We start from the raw sequence: 15,707 nt of genomic DNA, 5'->3' as shown, positions 1-15,707 counted from the left end.
CGATGCTATGGCGTCAAATGTTTGAGTAAAGATTCACGAATCAACGTGTGATCCTCAGCACTAAATCCCAATAAAGGCCGGGCCGCATAGCGGACTTCCGGCCCTTTCTTTGATACCTTGTCTATCAATCCCTCCTGATGCACCCGTGCAATGCGCGCCACGCGTCCAAAGAAGCCCACCGATAATTGATTTTCATCCTGCTGAATTGTGAGGCTTTTTTGTTTGCGTATCTTCGCAAACATCGCGGCCTTTTGGCGTTTAATGCGACCGCTTTTTCCCCGTAGGTTCTTGCGTTGTTTGCGCGCCGTATAGGCCTCGCCATCCGGTGTTTGTTGGCTGGCAATGCGTTTCACCTGACTGCGACGTAAGTCCTGCGCGACCTGCTTATTGACGGCACGGCGTTGGGCCGGTACAAGTCTTAATAACAGCGCACCGGCCCATTCTTCAATCCCCTGCAGGTCGTCGCTCATGACGGATTTACCGGAGTATGCCATTCGGCGAGTAACGACTCGCCTTGATAAAGAGTCCAGAAATCATCGGTATAAACGGGCGTTGGTTGTACCTCCAGTGGATGACGGATAGTGAGCCTGCCGCCATCGCGCTTGACGATCACGCATTCGGTCAGGTCCAGCTTGATCGACAGATCAATCGTTTCATGATTATTAAAATCCACCTCAAAACCAATGCCGGTTTGTCGTAACGTCGGATTATTCAGTAAGTCACTTTGATGCAGCGCAATCCATGCCAGCAACGGCACCATGATCGCATCCGGATCGCCGCTGTAATCGGTGAGGATGATGTTGAGCTTGTAGCGGTATTCAAACGAGAGCGATGCGGATCCGGTAGCGACCACGTTACCCTCGTCGGCGAACACCAGCAGCTTGTCGGGGTTCTGACGCAAATCCGGATTGGCCGCGATCAGATGGTTTTGCAGGCTAGTGGGCTTGAGCATCATGTTCTTCCTGTTGGCATGCAACGATCATGTCGACCTGTGCCGCACACATGGCCCATGCAGCCTCGGTGCGTTCGAGGGTAAGGTGCAATGCGCCGTTAGTGGTCGGTGCCGTTGCTGGTAACTGGCAGCGGGTGACTGGCGGACAGCCATTGACGATAAGCGTCGGCACCGGTGAGGGACCCACGCTTGCGCAGCCGGGCAATAGCGTCAGGCAAAGGAGTAACAGCCCAAGGGCGAATGGAGAGGTCATGATGGAGTTGCTCGATCAGGGTTTCACGTTCGGACAATGTGACGGCCATGCTGGCCCGCGCCGCTTGTAGTTTGATAGTTGCCTGACGCTGTTTGACGTCGGCGGCTTGTAAAGTAGCGATGATGCGGTCCCGCTCATCCCTCCCTTGCTCGGCGCGAGTGGCCTGTTCCTTGACGGTGATCAGGCTGGCGCGTTGACTAACAATGACGGTTGCCATGCTACCCATTAACAACACCCCAACGAGGATTTTAACGATCAGCTCCATAACCCGGCCCGTGTCCCTTTGTGATCGATGGTCAATACCTGACGCCGTGGTGTAACCCCTTCGGCCGCGATACCCAGATGGACCCAGATTGCGGATCCGGCGCGTTCGTAGATCAGTTGATCGAACTGTAAATAGGAGTGTTCGAGCTTGCGACAGATCGCCATCGGTGTGCCGAATTCGCCTGCCGTAAAATCATTGGCTAACCCGTCGAGGTGCGCACTGTTGCGTGCGCCGCCGACCGCCCGGTTCAATGAGGAACAACGAAACCCGCTCGAAATGCGCATCGCTGCACCGCCCAGTTCGAGCCGGACCAGTTCATCAAACTTGGCCAGACGCCGTAGGTTCACGGTGATGGCTGGTGGTGGCGTGTTGTCGATGCCGAGGGTGCGGGCGGTGTCGCTGCGCACGAATTCTGTCAGCGTAAAGTGTTCAGTGAGGTGGTCAGTCGAGATAGCCATACGGATCTTTCAAAAGGTGGGCGACATTGCCCCTGGCACGGCACACGATGATGCATAAGGCAAGCGCCAGTCCGGCTTGCGCCAATGACACCGGCGCGTGCCCGAGCAGAATATCCAGGGCACAACTACCGGTCAGGGCAATCAGCAACCATGCCAGCGACGACAGGTGGATCCGGTAGTTCGCCAGACCGCGCCGGTAGCACAGCAGTTGCCCGCACGCCGCGAGATAGCAGCACAACGCGATAGCAGTCACGACTTGTTGCACGGTATCAATCATGGCGTCCTCCTTTGCGTAACCATTCTGGCAACGCAATGGATTTGATTAAATCGATACCGTGTAAGGTCAGCGCAATCACTGCTGCCGAAGCTAAGAAAGCGGCGACACCGGATTGTTTGAGTGGTGTGTTGTTCATGACTTCCGGCGCGGCCAGATAACCAATCGCCAGCGAAATGACCATGTAGACCAGTCGCTGCAACAGCGGCAAATTCTTGCTGGTAATAGCCACCAAGGTGGCACCGGCAAAGGCACCGATCAAGGCATTGCCATCGATCCCCGGAAAGATCGAGGACAGACCGATGCCTGCGGCGGTGGTGATGAATAAAGAGGTACTGCCAGGTTCGGCCATAGTGTTTCTCCCTTAAAAATCACAAGTTAATCCCACAGACTGATGGTCTGGCGGGGAGGTGTGGCGGTAGCAGCAGGTTCCGGTAAGGTGATGAGCCGACCGTGGGCAATAAACGGTCCGCCGTCGGCCAGACCGGGATTCATTTCCAGCACGGCTTCGACCACGCTGGCGGTTGCGCCCAGATGCCGCCAGCACAGCAAATCAAGCGTGTCGTATTGTTGAGCGCGGACCAGCATGGTTATCCTTGTTAAATCAACTCGACCGTTAAATGATGCCGTTGCAAGATGTCGGCAATCGCCCAGTGCGCGTTACGCCGTTGTTCACCGGGACCGTCGTCCAAATACCCCATGGATTTCTTGTCGGCCATGGATGACGCGGTGGTGTCGTAATCTCGGTATTTTTCCAATAGGTCGGCTTTGGCGATGCTGTAGACGGCACGCCGGTAATGAATCAATAACTTACTTTCACGGTTGATCTTTTTAGCGGGGACAACTTCCAAGGTGCTGAAGCCGTTCTCTAGCTGTTCGTCCTGCCATGCGTCCAGTTCACCATTCACGTATAGGATCGCTTCGGCCACGGCCTGGACTAAGCGCGGCGTGGTGACCGTGCCGTCGAGCCGCATCGCGTCCCGCATGTGATGCAGATCGATAGCCGGAAACCATCCGTCGTTTTCGACGATAGTCGGATCCGTGGTCTCGTTGGTGGTCAAGGGCATGGGGGACCTGGCGATAAAGCTCATGATCACTTTCAAAATAGACGGCGGTGGGCGGGAGTCAGAGCTGTCACATCAATGTGCAACTCATCGACCCGCGCCGCCGTGCGCCGTTGGGTGCTTGGGATTACGCCTTACCCTTTGCCAGTGTGGCGGTGGTCTTTTTGAGACGACAGGTCAGGCGTTCAATATCTTTTTTAACGCCGACTCGGCTGTCAAGTGCGAGGGCGCGGGTCAGGTGCGGCAAGGCCAGATGGATCGCCGCTGGTGCGGCATCGGCGACGTTATCGGCGGCGATGGCACTTTTGTCCAGCAGCGCATAGGCCAGTGCTTTATGCAATTTGGCCCGCGCCTGATCCGGCGCATCGAGGCGTTCGGTCTGCGTCATGACTTCGGGCAAGATGGTGCGGCCGACAGCGGGTGTCATCTGGCCGGATAGGGCCGCCTCCGCAAACTCGTCCATCAGCAGGGTCGGAATATCGCGGTTGTACTGATCCGGTAAGGTCAGCGCATGGGTGATGGCATAGGCGGCAATGCGTAACGCCTGCGCATAGTCGCCGACATCGATGTGCCAGACTAACAAGGTCGTCAGTACGTCATCCTGTGCGCCTTTCCCCGCGCTTAATACCCCGTCGATCCAGTCCTGATATTCGGGCAGGATCTCGGCCTTCAGGGCAATCTTTTGCTTGACCGACTGGATCTGTTTGAGGCGACGGCGATCTTCGGCCAGCTTGTAGAGCATCAATTCATAGGCGCTGCCTGCGGTCAGTTGCCCTTCCGGAGAGTTGGCTGCCGCTTTCGCGGCCAGCGCCCTGGCCTTGTGTCGCAATGCGGGGGAAAGGTGGCCCATGGTTATGCTTTCGGCGTCGTGGCGTCAACCAGCACAATGTTTTCTATCATCGCACCGAGGCCAAAATCTTCGACGACATACGCGTCATTCGACGATTCGTAGTTTTCGATGCGGTCGCGCTTGGCTTCGTCGACTACACGGCGGCGGCGGGCCGACTCTTGCCAGTAGATCGACAGGTTATCAAAACGGGTGATCAGAATCGCGTTGTCCGGGAAATATGGGACGCTGACTGCCTGCAAGCCACCGAGACGCTTCTGGCTGACGATGATATCGGCGGCGAGTGTTTCGGTCGGAGCCTGATTAATGTTGATCAGTGGAAAATATTTGTCGTGTAACAGCGATCGACCGACGATAGCCACTAAGCCATTATCTTTCTGATACCACGGATCAAGCAGATTGATCGCGTCATACACGGCGGCATCCAGATTGACATAATCGCCGGTAATCTCGGCGTTGCTGCCGATGTACAGCTTGCCTGGCGTGTTGCCTTCCTGCATGACGCGTTCCGGTGCCTGTTCGCGGTAGTGCTGCAGCCAACCTTTATTGACATCCTGCAGCATCGGATACGTGACGATATCGGTGTCCGCGGCGATGCTCACGCCATTAAAGCCGATGACCATGCGGTCGAGCGCCTGACGGGTCAGGATCACGTTGGCAATGCGACTCTGGAAGTCGGCAAACTTGGCCCATGCATCCAGCGTTTGATACTTGATGTGGGTGTCAAAGTTGGTCTTTTCGCAGCGGTATTTATGACCGTCGAGCGTGGTCAGGTCGCGGGTCTGGCGGTCTTTATTGGCGGTATTGGTGCGGCTGGCCACCGGTCCGGAGATGCCGAGACCCAGCTTTTCTCCTTCCTGTTCGGTCACACCAATGATGTTGATTTTGGTTAAAAATTCGCTCGACTCCTGCATCTTGGTTTCCAACTTTTGCTGGATGGTCGGGGCGACGGCAAAGGTCGATGCAGCGCTGGCCGTGTCGTTTAATACTTGCAGGCGGGCGGTGTAATGGTCAAAGGCAACGCGGGTAATTTTTTTCATTTTATACACTCCGGCAATAATGTTTGTTTAAAGGGAACCTTGCGTTCACTAGCGATGCGCGCTTAAAACTCGGTCTGGTCCATGCCGCTGCCACCGGTCGCGGCTGGCCGTTTGGAGGGGTTACCGTCCTGGGACTCCATCTGCTGTTTGAACGTGTCGAACGCGCACGTTACGCCCGCCAGTTCCTCTTGCAGTGCGGCAATCTGCTTTTGTGCGGCGGTGAATTGGGTGGTGAACGATTGCGCCGTGTCGCTGGCATGCAGCGCGACGGCTTCTAAGGCTTCGCTGACATCGTTAAAACGGGCATCGTCCCCGTTTTCTTTTTGGGTAAAACGTTTCAGGATATTGTTGATGGTCGTCGTAAATTTACTGGGTACCGGATTGGCGCTCTCTTCAAATTCGAGCGTGACTTCGACCGCTTCAGAAAATACGTTATCGGCATGTTGTTTGCGTTCTGCGAACAGGTTAATGGCGCTGGTGGAAGCGAACGTCAGGACGCTGGTCCCGAGACTGGCCGGACTATCGGTGATGCCAAGACCCACCAGATAAGCCTCATTGCTGCCAGCAAAGGTGGGATTGATCTCAATGCTGGTGTAAATCTTTTGCCGTTCTTTGCTCATGGCCACCAGCGACGGGGTCGGGTCGATCTGCGCAAATAGCGCCAGTTTGGTCACGCCATCGAGTTGAATTTCTTCGGCTTTGACGGCGGTCACGTCACCGTAGGCACGAAACGGACTATCGGGTAGCGCACTGCGGATATGCTCCATCCAGATTCGTGCTCCGTATTTGTCGGGATTAAAGGTCTTCGCCATTTGCGCAATTTGCTGGCGCGTGATCTCGCGCCCGTCGGTGGTGGCACCTTCGATGGCGACACGGAAAAATGTGGATTTAGTAGGCATGGTGTGCGCTGGTCAGCGTAAAAGTGGTCAGATGTCGCCATGGTCAACGACAGCGCGCCCTGATTCAATCTGCAGGGGGTTAGTAAGGCGCTTAGTGGCGCTCTGGTAGAAGCATTACGCGCGCGTGACCCCTACGCTTGCGGCATGTCAGAAATCGCCCCTCTCTCCCTCACTGAAACTGATCCCAAAACGGATCCGCGCCGACTCGCCAAATTTTTATATTGGCAGGGATGGCAAATTTCGGCCGTCGCCGATTACCTGAAACTGAAACGTTCCACGGTCGAAAGCTGGAAGCAGCGCGATAGCTGGGACAGTGCGCCCGTATTGGAAAAGGTGGAAGCGGCACTGGACGCCCGCTTAGTGCAGCTGATCGGCAAAGACGGCAAATCCGGCGGTGATTTTAAAGAGATCGATTTATTAATGCGTCAGGTGGTGCAGACTGCCCGCGTGCGCCGTTATGAAGCACCCGGCGGCAATGAAGTGGATCTCAATCCGAAGCTGGCGAACCGGAACGCGGGACCGAAGAAAAAGCCGATCCGCAATGAATTCAGCGACGAACAGCGCATCCAGTTGCTGGACGCCTTTCAGGATTCCCTGTTTGATTATCAAAAGGTCTGGCACCGCAACAGTGACCAGCGTACGCGGGTGATTCTCAAATCGCGGCAGATCGGGGCGACCTGGTATTTTGCCCGCGAGGCGCTGGCCGATGCGATTGAGACCGGGCGCAATCAGATTTTTTTATCGGCGTCCAAAGCACAGGCCCATGTCTTTAAGCAATACATTATTCAATTCGCCAAGGACGCCGCTGGGGTGGAGTTGAGTGGTGACCCGATTGTGTTACCGAACGGCGCGCACCTGTATTTCCTCGGCACCAATGCGCGCACCGCACAGGGCTATCACGGCAACTTTTATTTCGATGAGTTTTTCTGGACGCATAACTTTGCCGAGTTGAACAAAGTCGCCTCCGGCATGGCGCTGCATAAGCAATGGCGCAAGACCTACTTTTCGACACCGTCGTCGATTACCCATCAGGCCTATCCGTTCTGGAGCGGCGACGGGTTCAATAAACGCCGCGCTGTGGCCAATCAGATCGCCATCGATCTGTCGCACAAACGGTTGGCGGCGGGCTTCACTGGCGAGGACAAAATCTGGCGCCAGATCGTCACCATTCTGGACGCCGAGCGCGGTGGCTGCAATCTGTTCGATATCGACGAATTGCGCAATTTCGAATATAGCCCCGACCAGTTCGAAAACCTGCTGATGTGCAATTTTATCGACGATACCCAGTCGATCTTTCCGCTGATGGAGTTACAGCGCTGCATGGTCGATACCTGGGTCGAGTGGTCCGATTTCAAAGTCTTTGCAAACCGGCCCTTCGGCAACCGGGCAGTCTGGATCGGCTACGACCCGTCATTGACGGGCGACAGTGCCGGGTGCGTAGTGCTGGCCCCGCCCTTGGTTGCTGGTGGCAAGTTCCGCATCCTGGAGCGGCATCAGTGGCGTGATATGGATTTCGAAGCGCAGGCCGAGGCCATACGGCAAATGACGCTCCGTTATAACGTCGAATATATCGGCATCGATACCACCGGCATGGGCATTGGCGTCTTTCCGCTGGTGCGCCAGTTCTTCCCGGCCGCGACCGCCATTACCTATTCGCTCGAAGTCAAAACCCGGATGGTCCTCAAAGCTAAAAACATCATCAGCAAAGCCCGGCTCGAATTCGACGCCGGATCGATCGATATCGCGCAGGCCTTTATGTCGATCCATAAAACGCTCACCGCCAGCGGTCGGCAAGCTACCTACGAAGCAAGTCGCACCGATGCCACCGGCCATGCCGATCTGGCGTGGGCGTGTATGCACGCACTCGACCACGAGCCGTTTGAAGGCGGTCATTCCAATACCCAATCCTTTATGGAGATTTATACCTCATGAGCAATAAGCAACAGGCACGATCCCGTGCCAACAACATGGCCACGGCTACCGCCACCGACCTCGCTACCACCGCAATCCCGACGACGAGCGACAAGGCAGCAAACGCCGCGGCAGGCTTCGAAGCCTTCACGTTTGGCGATCCGACGCCGGTACTCGATCACGCCGAGATCCTCGATAGTTTGGAATGCTGGTCGAACGGGCGCTGGTATGAGCCACCTGTCAATTATGCCGGGTTGACAAAATCGTTTAACTCCAGCGTCCACCACAGCAGCGCGATCTACTTCAAAGCCAACATCCTGACCTCGACGTTTGTGCCGACACCTCTACTGTCACGCGATGCGTTCAAACGGCTGACGCTGGATTTTTTAACCTTTGGCAATGCGTACCTGGAGAAACGGGTCAGCCGCAGCGGCAAGCTGTTGGCGCTGGCGCATGCGTTAGCCAAGTACGTGCGGCGCGGGCGCGATCTGGACCAGTATTATTTCGTGCGCGGCTGGCAGGAAGAGTATGCGTTTCGCACCGGCTCACTGTGTCACCTGATGGACCCCGACGTGAATCAGGAAGTCTACGGCGTGCCGCAATATCTGAGTGCATTGCAGTCGGCGTGGCTCAACGAAGCAGCGACCTTATTTCGGCGCAAGTATTACAAGAACGGTTCCCACGCCGGATTCATCTTTTACATGACCGACGCGGCCGCAAACAACGCCGACGTGGACAACCTGCGCCAGGCCATGCGTGACAGCAAGGGGCCGGGCAATTTCCGCAACCTGTTCATGTATGCACCGAATGGGAAGAAAGACGGCATTCAGATTCTGCCGGTCTCGGACGTGGCGGCGAAGGATGAATTCTTCAACATCAAAGGCGTGACCCGCGACGACGTGCTGGCTGCACACCGCGTGCCGCCCCAGTTGCTCGGCATCATGCCCAATAACACCGGCGGCTTCGGAGCCGTCGAACCGGCAGCGCGGGTGTTCGCCCGCAATGAACTGGTCCCGCTGCAATCGCAGTTTTTAGCCATCAATGATTGGGCCGGACAAGAGGTCGTGAAGTTTGACGACTATGTACTGGTCACCGGTGACGTGAAGACTACCGAAAGGACATCAGCATGAGCGACATCGCAGACCGTGCCGATCGGGTTATCGCGCTGGCCATACAGCATTCGCTGGCGGCAACACGTCAACAACAAATCGTTGCACCAGATGGTCATTGCTGCTTTTGTGACGAGCCGGTGGTTTTTCCAGGGCGATTTTGTGACGTGGATTGTCGGGATGATTACGATGGAGAACAGGCCGCATTGGTACGGGCAGGGAAGTGCTTTTGAGGGATATCAGCGTTGATTGTATAACGGATGAATGTCTGCAATGGGGGATTCAAGCGGTGAATGCAACATACTAAAAACGGTTGTGGCGCAGTTATGTTGCGCCGACTTCATCGATTTTACTCAGTAATTTATTACTTGTACGAAAAACTTTTATGTGACAGAATTTTGTACTAGCACATGCACCCAAAATTTATCGACGCACATTCCGTCCTCGTTCGTGGAAGCGAAATCCTGCCATCAATTTACCCCGGCTAGCACATTATCCCGTCCCTGATTTCGTCTGATCTGATCCTAAAATTTTTTCTCAATCGTGTTTTTGGAGGGCAAGATGTCATTCATTCGTGGCGATGAAAATTACCTGCTTACCTTGAAAATTATCCGTGGAGCCCCAGGTTTTTCTTGGCAAATTGTAATTACTGAACATCGAGGGGGCCAAAATATTCAAACGAAAGAGCTTTCGGCTCTTTCGTTTGGTTCGGCTAAAGCGGCTACATCCGACGGGAAAAATCAAATGTTTAAGATGCTTACAAAGCATACCTCCCACTGACCGGGCTTGATACTGACTTTTTAATAATGTTTAGGAGATTGTTGAGGTCACCTGTCGATGTTAGTAGGGATTCTTATCAAAGTGATGGCTTTCTTGTTGATTGGTGAATATATTTTATTCTTCGATGGCACCAAGGCGCTTTCAGTGGGTATATATTTTAAATTATTAAAATTATGGATAATTTTATGCGATGAAGCTTTGTTTAATATATCGCTCAAATTATTTCAACATGATGCCGGGTCGATTTAATAAGCTGCCCTTGTTATGGCGATACCTCCATGTTAGCAATGAAGGAAAGTTGATGACCCGACGAGACATAGTAGTAATTGGTGGATCGGCTGGCAGTCTGAGGGGATTGAAAATTCTCATAGCCGGCCTGCCGTCAACGCTACCGGCAGCTTTGCTTATCGTTACGCACATACCGTCGAATATGCGTAGTTTTTTGGGAGAGATACTTAACCGCACTGGTTCCCTTCCTGCAATACATCCTGTTAATGGTGATCCCGTCATCAATGGATATATCTATCTGCCAACAGCTGGCAAGCATCTTTTAGTAGAAAATGGCCGAATTCTATTGTCGTGTGCTTGCAAAGAAAAGTTCTCACGTCCCTGTATTGATGTGTTGTTTCGTTCGGCCGCGACATGTTACGGGTCTAGAGTAATCGGAATTGTGCTGTCGGGCGCTCTGGATGATGGAACTGCCGGACTGGAGGTAATCAAAAAGCATGGCGGGATTGCGTTAGTCCAGTCGCTAGATGAGGCACCTTATCGTTCTATGCCGAGTAACGCGATCGAACGCGTTGCCGTAGATGGCGTCATGAAGATGGCGGACATGGCAAATGCCGTCGTACAATTTGTCCAGCCAAAGCTATACGGGACTGCGTAAGCCTTGCAATTATGCTGCCAGCGAAATTGCGGGATGGTTTACAGCGAAGATGTTGGATGCCGTTGATGTATTTTTTTAATGTCGGACATTGAAAAGCGGATGACATCAGGGGACTAAGATAATGTTATTGAATCGAATTATTTCTGCCCTACTGAAGGGCAGAAACCGATGGTGGATTTAACCGGTCGATCAGGTGATCGCGCTGGCCATACAACACTCCTTGGCGGCAGCACGTCAAAGACAAATCATTGCACCAGACAGTCAATGCTGTTTTTGTGATGAGCCGTTGGTTTTTCCTGGGCGCTTTTGTGACGTGGAATCTAGGGATGATTTTGAAAAAGAATATGCGGAAATAGTTCTTTCAGGAAATCTTTTTGGTTCTATTTAAAGGTAAATCGCGTTCTTTTTGAATGGGGCTCTAGTCCGGGAATTCTAGTCGCTGACACCGAAATTTTTTCTATGGTCGCCCATTAACCCCCTTAATTCGCCGACTGTTAGCCCAGTTTCTTCGTGCATACGGATTAGTGATGCTGCGCTAATTTGCAAACTTCCATTCCGGATTTTACTTATCAATGGCGGGCTGACACACAGTACGCGACACAACGCTGCGTCGTTTTTTAAATGGAGTATCTCGAGTAACACATCTAGAAGGTGTCCGGGGTTAAAGGAGGCTTTATCGTCGACGCTGTCGCCTGAGTTTACTACCAAGGCGGATTTATTATATTTCATGAATAGTGTGCGATCTTAAGGAGCGCTAGGTCGTGACAATATGACTTCAGTCCTTATCGGATTAAATTCAGGGAGGTTTCGTATATCGTAGCACAATTCATTGGATAAATGACGGCATGCCAGCTTGTCGGAACGGATACTCTCCGTCCTCCGATAACTCTAAAAGGAATGGGCACGCCGATCATGCCACCCCCTCCGCAGTGAACGCTCTTTTTACTCCATATATTTAGTTGCATTTTTAATACCATTTATCACTTATCAACCAGTACCTGCGCCGCGCACTACCCACCACGCCTGCGGGCTTTGTTAAACGCACCGGTATTAGTGCACCGTGCAACGCCGCCACAGCCCCGCCCTGAGCGGGGCGTGGAGGGATTGATCCTGCATCAGGGTAATGCGCTCTGATGCACCTGGAAGGATAAAAGTTGGGTGATCACATCGATATTTTTATTACATGGAAATATCAAAATGCCATGCTCTTTTTTTAAGCCCAATAGGGTACATATTCAGCAAATTTATTACCACTGGTAGCGTCCTTACGCTTGATGCGCCCGGCGTCGACTGCATCCGCAATCAGGTTGGTGATTTGATTACGTTGCCGCTCACTTACTTTGAAGCGGGTTCGCAGCGTGGTGTTGGTCAGTGTTTGACTAGAAACATACTGTAAGACGGCATGTTGATAGCAAGCTTCGATTCGTTCGCTTTGTCCCATTTCAGCGAATTGTCTAGGTGCGTATAGGGTGACCTGAAATGCGTTTTCCAATGGTGTGAATAAAACCGGTGGCATCCCGAATAGCTCCACGGCAGATATTACTTTTTGGAATCCAGTACCCCTTTCCTCACAAATACGGTACAAGCGGAATTTCGACGCGAGTAGTTCGTTACGTGACTCAGGCGTGGTACCAATTAAGCGGTCAAGCCGCTTACTGGGGAGTAACGAGCCAGGATTAATAAAGGTAATTCGATCATCGTATATTTCGATAATCGGACCAGCCCCCGTTACACTAAAATCTTGATGAATCAAGGCGTTGGCGATAAGTTCTCGTAGCGCGATTTCTGGGTAGACACTTACCTGCTCCCGGAGCGACTGCTGAATAACCTCGGAATGTGGCAACATCCGTTTGAGATAGCCAATCAATCCCTCAAAACCGACGGCATATCCTTTGTTTCCCAGCATCTCATCAATGGTATCAACCTTGTTGGTGCCGCGATAACGGATAACTCGTATAGGCTTCCGACTCAGGAAGTCAAATTGATTTAACTCGCGAGCCGCTGCAATACCGCCGAGGTTCGTGATGTAGTAACCGTTGCCGTCGAGCACAATCATCTTTTCGTCTGCCAGCCAGTGCATCAACTCACTAATGTCGCCGGGTAAAGGACGTTGTAGAAGCTTGGAGATAACCCCCAAGTCAAGGCGAGCAAGGACTTCATCGGCAGACAAAAGGGAAGTGGCTCGCAGCTCTTCCCAGCGAGGAGCATGGCTATTTAGCATGAGCGAGCCGACCTCCGCTCGCGAAGCCTTTCTGGTCGTTCCCCCGGAGCGTATCCAAGCCTCTTCGATGCTCTTTCCTTTACGGTGTGCTGGCTTGATCGTCTGTTCGCGAATATAGACAAAAAGCAAGGGAACCCCATCATATTCAACGACGGCATGATCCAATATGAGAGGAGGCTCGATTGCGTCGCGACCCAAGTTGGTTAACCGAGAGATGATACTTTCGACCTGAGTTTGATCAACACCTATCATCCTGGCCCCAGTGTCGGCAATCCCATAGATTAGATAGCCACCATTCGGATGGTTAGTAAAAGCAATCAGATGTTCGGTTAACCGGTCTTTGTTATCTGATAGGTTAATTTTCCAGTCAAGCTCATTGATTTCATGAGGGACCGGCTGCCGACTTGTTTTGAGCAGAGACACTGCTTGTGCTATCCAATGTTTGCTCATGGTTATAGTAAGTTATTGATTTATATGGGAAAAAGCGGGATGTCGTTTTTCTGGTGTGATAGAGAGAGGCTACGTCTAAAGTGATCCCATTATATAGGGGAGGTAATAGCAATTATGAGTTATGACAAGGTAAATGGTGACAAGTTAAGATTTTTGCTGACATGATGCTTTTTCCATGGCATCCGTTGCTAGATAGAAGTATTCTCAAAACAATATTGTTAATGTGTTAAAGTCAATATCGATTCGCGGATAGATTTTTTGCCATGTATCATGGCATGTGAGAAAAATGTTCTGGGATATGCCCTCGGTATCCCTCTATACGGTGACGATGAGCTCACGGTGAACGCATAGGAGTATCCGCGAATCCCTTCCTCAGTTTGCGACCCATGCCAAGTCTAAGAAATTTACAAGAAGCAACGTCATTATCAGAAATAGCGCCTCTCCTAAAAATCTCAGCGAGGATGTTGTCGTTTCTACTTTTCAAGAAACCCAAGCTGGATCTCTATCAAAAATTCGACATCCCTAAGCGACATGGCGGCGTACGGGAAATTCACGCACCGGAACGAAATCTCAAACTGCTACAACATCGATTATCGATCCTTCTTCAAGAGTGTATCAGCGAGATAAACGTAACGCACGGACATGTTGAGAACGAAAAAAATCTAGGTATAGCCCACGGTTTCAAGCGATATCACACGATTATGACGAATGGACGGCCACACGTTGCTCGTCGTTACGTTTTTAACGTGGACTTGCATGACTTTTTCGGTAGTATGAATTTTGGTCGAGTGCGTGGCTTTTTCATGAAGGACAAAAATTTTAATTTGCACCCCAATGTAGCGACGGTCATCGCACAAATCGCTTGCCATGAAAACAAACTGCCGCAAGGAAGTCCTTGTTCGCCAGTGATATCAAATTTAATCGGGCATACGATGGACATTCCCCTTGTGCGTCTAGCCCTCAGTGAGGGATTGACATACACTCGATATGCGGACGACTTAACATTTAGTACGAATAAGCCAATTTTTTCAAGTCTGATCGCGATACCGGCTGGCGGAGATAAATGGATGCCCGGTCGTAGTCTAGAGAAAATTGTTGCGAGGAGTGGATTTAGCTTTAACGACCGAAAGACTCGAATGCAATACCAAGATTCGCGTCAAGAAGTTACCGGACTTACTGTAAATCGCAAGGTGAACGTTCCTGCGACTTATCGCAACAGAGTTCGTGCAATGGCTCATGCCCTTTTCAATACGGGGGAGTTTGAATTCATCAATAAAAAGCGGGACATTTCCGGAAATGAATCCGTCTACAGATCAAAAGGTAAACGGAACCAGCTTCTTGGAATGCTTTCTTATATTGACCAAGTTGATCGATTTAACAAAAAACTTCGTGAAGACAATAAATTAGAGCCGGATTCAACAACAGGTCGCATCACACTTTTCAGACGTTTCCTTTATTTTGACGCGTTTTATGCCGCAGATGAGCCAATCATTGTTTGTGAAGGAAAGACGGATAATGTGTACCTGAGATGCGCCATCAAAAGCCTGGCTCCTTCGTACCCTAAATTGATAGTGCCAGGCAAGATCCCGCAACTTAAGGTGCAATTCTTAAAGTATGCTGACCGACGAATAAGTCAGATTACTGAGCTTACGGGAGGTGTTGGCGGCATATGCAAACTTTTGAAAAACTATCACGAAGACGTGAAAACGAAGTTCAAGGCACCTGCTCCGAAGCATCCGGTTATCGTTATTATTGATAATGACTCTGGCGCAGACAGCATTTATGGAGCCATTGCTGGCATTACAAAAAAAACTAAGCCAGCAGGGAGAGCAAACTTTATCCATGTTTTCGATAACCTTTACGTGATCCCGACTCCTTTCGGCCCTCAACGCGAACAAACAGCCATTGAGGATTTTTTTGATAAAACTATCTTGGCAACGAAACTTAACGGTAAAGAATTTAGTCGTCGTAATGATATGGAAAACCCAACTCATTATGGAAAGTCAGCGTTTGCCATCAATGTTGTAGCTAAAAACGCAAATATAATCAACTTCAATAACTTTACGCCTATCCTAGATAGAATGATCGAAGTGATCGACGATTATCAGAAAAGACTCAAAACGTCACCAAAACCGTAAACTTTTAATTATTAAGCTGCGTTAAAAGTAGAGGTAAGTTTAGCGGTGAGGACTTGCTCCGCAAATAAAATGGTGCCGTGTAGACATTGACTTCTAAGCACCTTATATATCCTTGATTGCGGAGTATTTTGTAATCTAAGTTATTGATTTATAGGATATT

Annotated in this window: 19 protein-coding genes; 6 read left to right on the top strand and 13 right to left on the bottom strand. The window is 51.4% G+C overall.

Going from position 1 to position 15,707, the window contains the following annotated elements:
- Positions 1-5: 5 nt before the first annotated feature.
- The 12 genes from QN379_RS18065 to QN379_RS18010 all read right to left on the bottom strand — a co-directional run bounded on the left by QN379_RS18065 (position 6) and on the right by QN379_RS18010 (position 6,052).
- A complete protein-coding gene (locus QN379_RS18065; RefSeq protein ID WP_323507238.1) occupies positions 6-470 on the bottom strand; it encodes a phage virion morphogenesis protein in 465 nt (154 codons plus the stop codon).
- Positions 467-955, bottom strand: a complete 489-nt coding sequence (locus QN379_RS18060) for a phage tail protein (RefSeq protein WP_323507237.1) — start codon at positions 953-955, stop codon at positions 467-469. Before QN379_RS18060 ends, QN379_RS18065 begins: the two co-directional genes overlap by 4 nt.
- Complete coding sequence (gene lysC, locus QN379_RS18055; protein WP_323507272.1) at positions 936-1,157, bottom strand: Rz1-like lysis system protein LysC; 222 nt, start codon at positions 1,155-1,157, stop codon at positions 936-938. The genes QN379_RS18060 and lysC overlap by 20 nt, the downstream gene beginning before the upstream one ends.
- Positions 1,051-1,470, bottom strand: coding sequence for a hypothetical protein (locus QN379_RS18050; RefSeq protein WP_323507273.1), 420 nt, complete (start codon positions 1,468-1,470; stop codon positions 1,051-1,053). The genes lysC and QN379_RS18050 overlap by 107 nt, the downstream gene beginning before the upstream one ends.
- Positions 1,461-1,928 (bottom strand): D-Ala-D-Ala carboxypeptidase family metallohydrolase, encoded by a 468-nt coding sequence (locus QN379_RS18045; protein ID WP_323507236.1) that lies wholly within the window; start codon positions 1,926-1,928, stop codon positions 1,461-1,463. The genes QN379_RS18050 and QN379_RS18045 overlap by 10 nt, the downstream gene beginning before the upstream one ends.
- Positions 1,912-2,205, bottom strand: coding sequence for a phage holin family protein (locus QN379_RS18040; protein ID WP_323507235.1), 294 nt, complete (start codon positions 2,203-2,205; stop codon positions 1,912-1,914). Before QN379_RS18040 ends, QN379_RS18045 begins: the two co-directional genes overlap by 17 nt.
- Entirely contained in the window at positions 2,198-2,554 is a 357-nt protein-coding gene (locus QN379_RS18035; protein WP_323507234.1) for a putative holin, read from the bottom strand. The genes QN379_RS18040 and QN379_RS18035 overlap by 8 nt, the downstream gene beginning before the upstream one ends.
- A 26-nt stretch (positions 2,555-2,580) precedes the next feature.
- Positions 2,581-2,790 (bottom strand): tail protein X, encoded by a 210-nt coding sequence (locus tag QN379_RS18030; RefSeq protein ID WP_322236783.1) that lies wholly within the window; start codon positions 2,788-2,790, stop codon positions 2,581-2,583.
- 11 nt (positions 2,791-2,801) lie between these two features.
- Positions 2,802-3,269 carry a head completion/stabilization protein gene (locus tag QN379_RS18025; RefSeq protein WP_322236785.1) on the bottom strand — a complete coding sequence of 156 codons (468 nt, stop codon included), beginning with the start codon at positions 3,267-3,269 and terminating at the stop codon, positions 2,802-2,804.
- Positions 3,270-3,393: 124 nt separating this feature from the next.
- Positions 3,394-4,116: a phage terminase small subunit gene (gpM, locus tag QN379_RS18020; RefSeq protein WP_323507233.1), complete on the bottom strand. Its 723-nt coding sequence runs from the start codon at positions 4,114-4,116 to the stop codon at positions 3,394-3,396.
- Between the two features lie 2 nt (positions 4,117-4,118).
- Positions 4,119-5,153: a phage major capsid protein, P2 family gene (locus tag QN379_RS18015; RefSeq protein ID WP_323507232.1), complete on the bottom strand. Its 1,035-nt coding sequence runs from the start codon at positions 5,151-5,153 to the stop codon at positions 4,119-4,121.
- Between the two features lie 62 nt (positions 5,154-5,215).
- Positions 5,216-6,052, bottom strand: a complete 837-nt coding sequence (locus QN379_RS18010) for a GPO family capsid scaffolding protein (protein WP_323507231.1) — start codon at positions 6,050-6,052, stop codon at positions 5,216-5,218.
- A gap of 144 nt (positions 6,053-6,196) precedes the next feature.
- On the opposite strand from QN379_RS18010, the gene QN379_RS18005 reads away from it, so the two are divergent.
- The 5 genes from QN379_RS18005 (at position 6,197) to QN379_RS17985 (ending at position 10,738) form a co-directional block, all read left to right on the top strand.
- Positions 6,197-7,984: a terminase ATPase subunit family protein gene (locus QN379_RS18005; RefSeq protein ID WP_323507230.1), complete on the top strand. Its 1,788-nt coding sequence runs from the start codon at positions 6,197-6,199 to the stop codon at positions 7,982-7,984.
- Positions 7,981-9,093 (top strand): phage portal protein, encoded by a 1,113-nt coding sequence (locus QN379_RS18000; RefSeq protein ID WP_323507229.1) that lies wholly within the window; start codon positions 7,981-7,983, stop codon positions 9,091-9,093. Before QN379_RS18005 ends, QN379_RS18000 begins: the two co-directional genes overlap by 4 nt.
- Positions 9,090-9,305: a hypothetical protein gene (locus QN379_RS17995; RefSeq protein WP_323507228.1), complete on the top strand. Its 216-nt coding sequence runs from the start codon at positions 9,090-9,092 to the stop codon at positions 9,303-9,305. Before QN379_RS18000 ends, QN379_RS17995 begins: the two co-directional genes overlap by 4 nt.
- Before the next feature lie 328 nt (positions 9,306-9,633).
- Complete coding sequence (locus tag QN379_RS17990; RefSeq protein WP_322236798.1) at positions 9,634-9,852, top strand: hypothetical protein; 219 nt, start codon at positions 9,634-9,636, stop codon at positions 9,850-9,852.
- Positions 9,853-10,153: 301 nt separating this feature from the next.
- Entirely contained in the window at positions 10,154-10,738 is a 585-nt protein-coding gene (locus tag QN379_RS17985) for a chemotaxis protein CheB (RefSeq protein ID WP_323507227.1), read from the top strand.
- 1,213 nt (positions 10,739-11,951) lie between these two features.
- Here QN379_RS17985 and QN379_RS17980 read toward each other — a convergent pair.
- On the bottom strand, positions 11,952-13,382 hold the full coding sequence (locus QN379_RS17980; RefSeq protein WP_323507226.1) for an ATP-binding protein: 1,431 nt from the start codon (positions 13,380-13,382) through the stop codon (positions 11,952-11,954).
- A gap of 413 nt (positions 13,383-13,795) precedes the next feature.
- On the opposite strand from QN379_RS17980, the gene QN379_RS17975 reads away from it, so the two are divergent.
- Positions 13,796-15,547: a retron Ec67 family RNA-directed DNA polymerase/endonuclease gene (locus QN379_RS17975; RefSeq protein ID WP_323507225.1), complete on the top strand. Its 1,752-nt coding sequence runs from the start codon at positions 13,796-13,798 to the stop codon at positions 15,545-15,547.
- Positions 15,548-15,707: the final 160 nt, after the last annotated feature.

This window comes from Glaciimonas sp. Gout2 (genome assembly GCF_035018905.1).
Classification (GTDB): Bacteria; Pseudomonadota; Gammaproteobacteria; order Burkholderiales; family Burkholderiaceae_D; genus Glaciimonas.
Note: the sequence above shows the minus strand (reverse complement) of the source record. Positions and strands in the feature narration are given on the sequence as shown.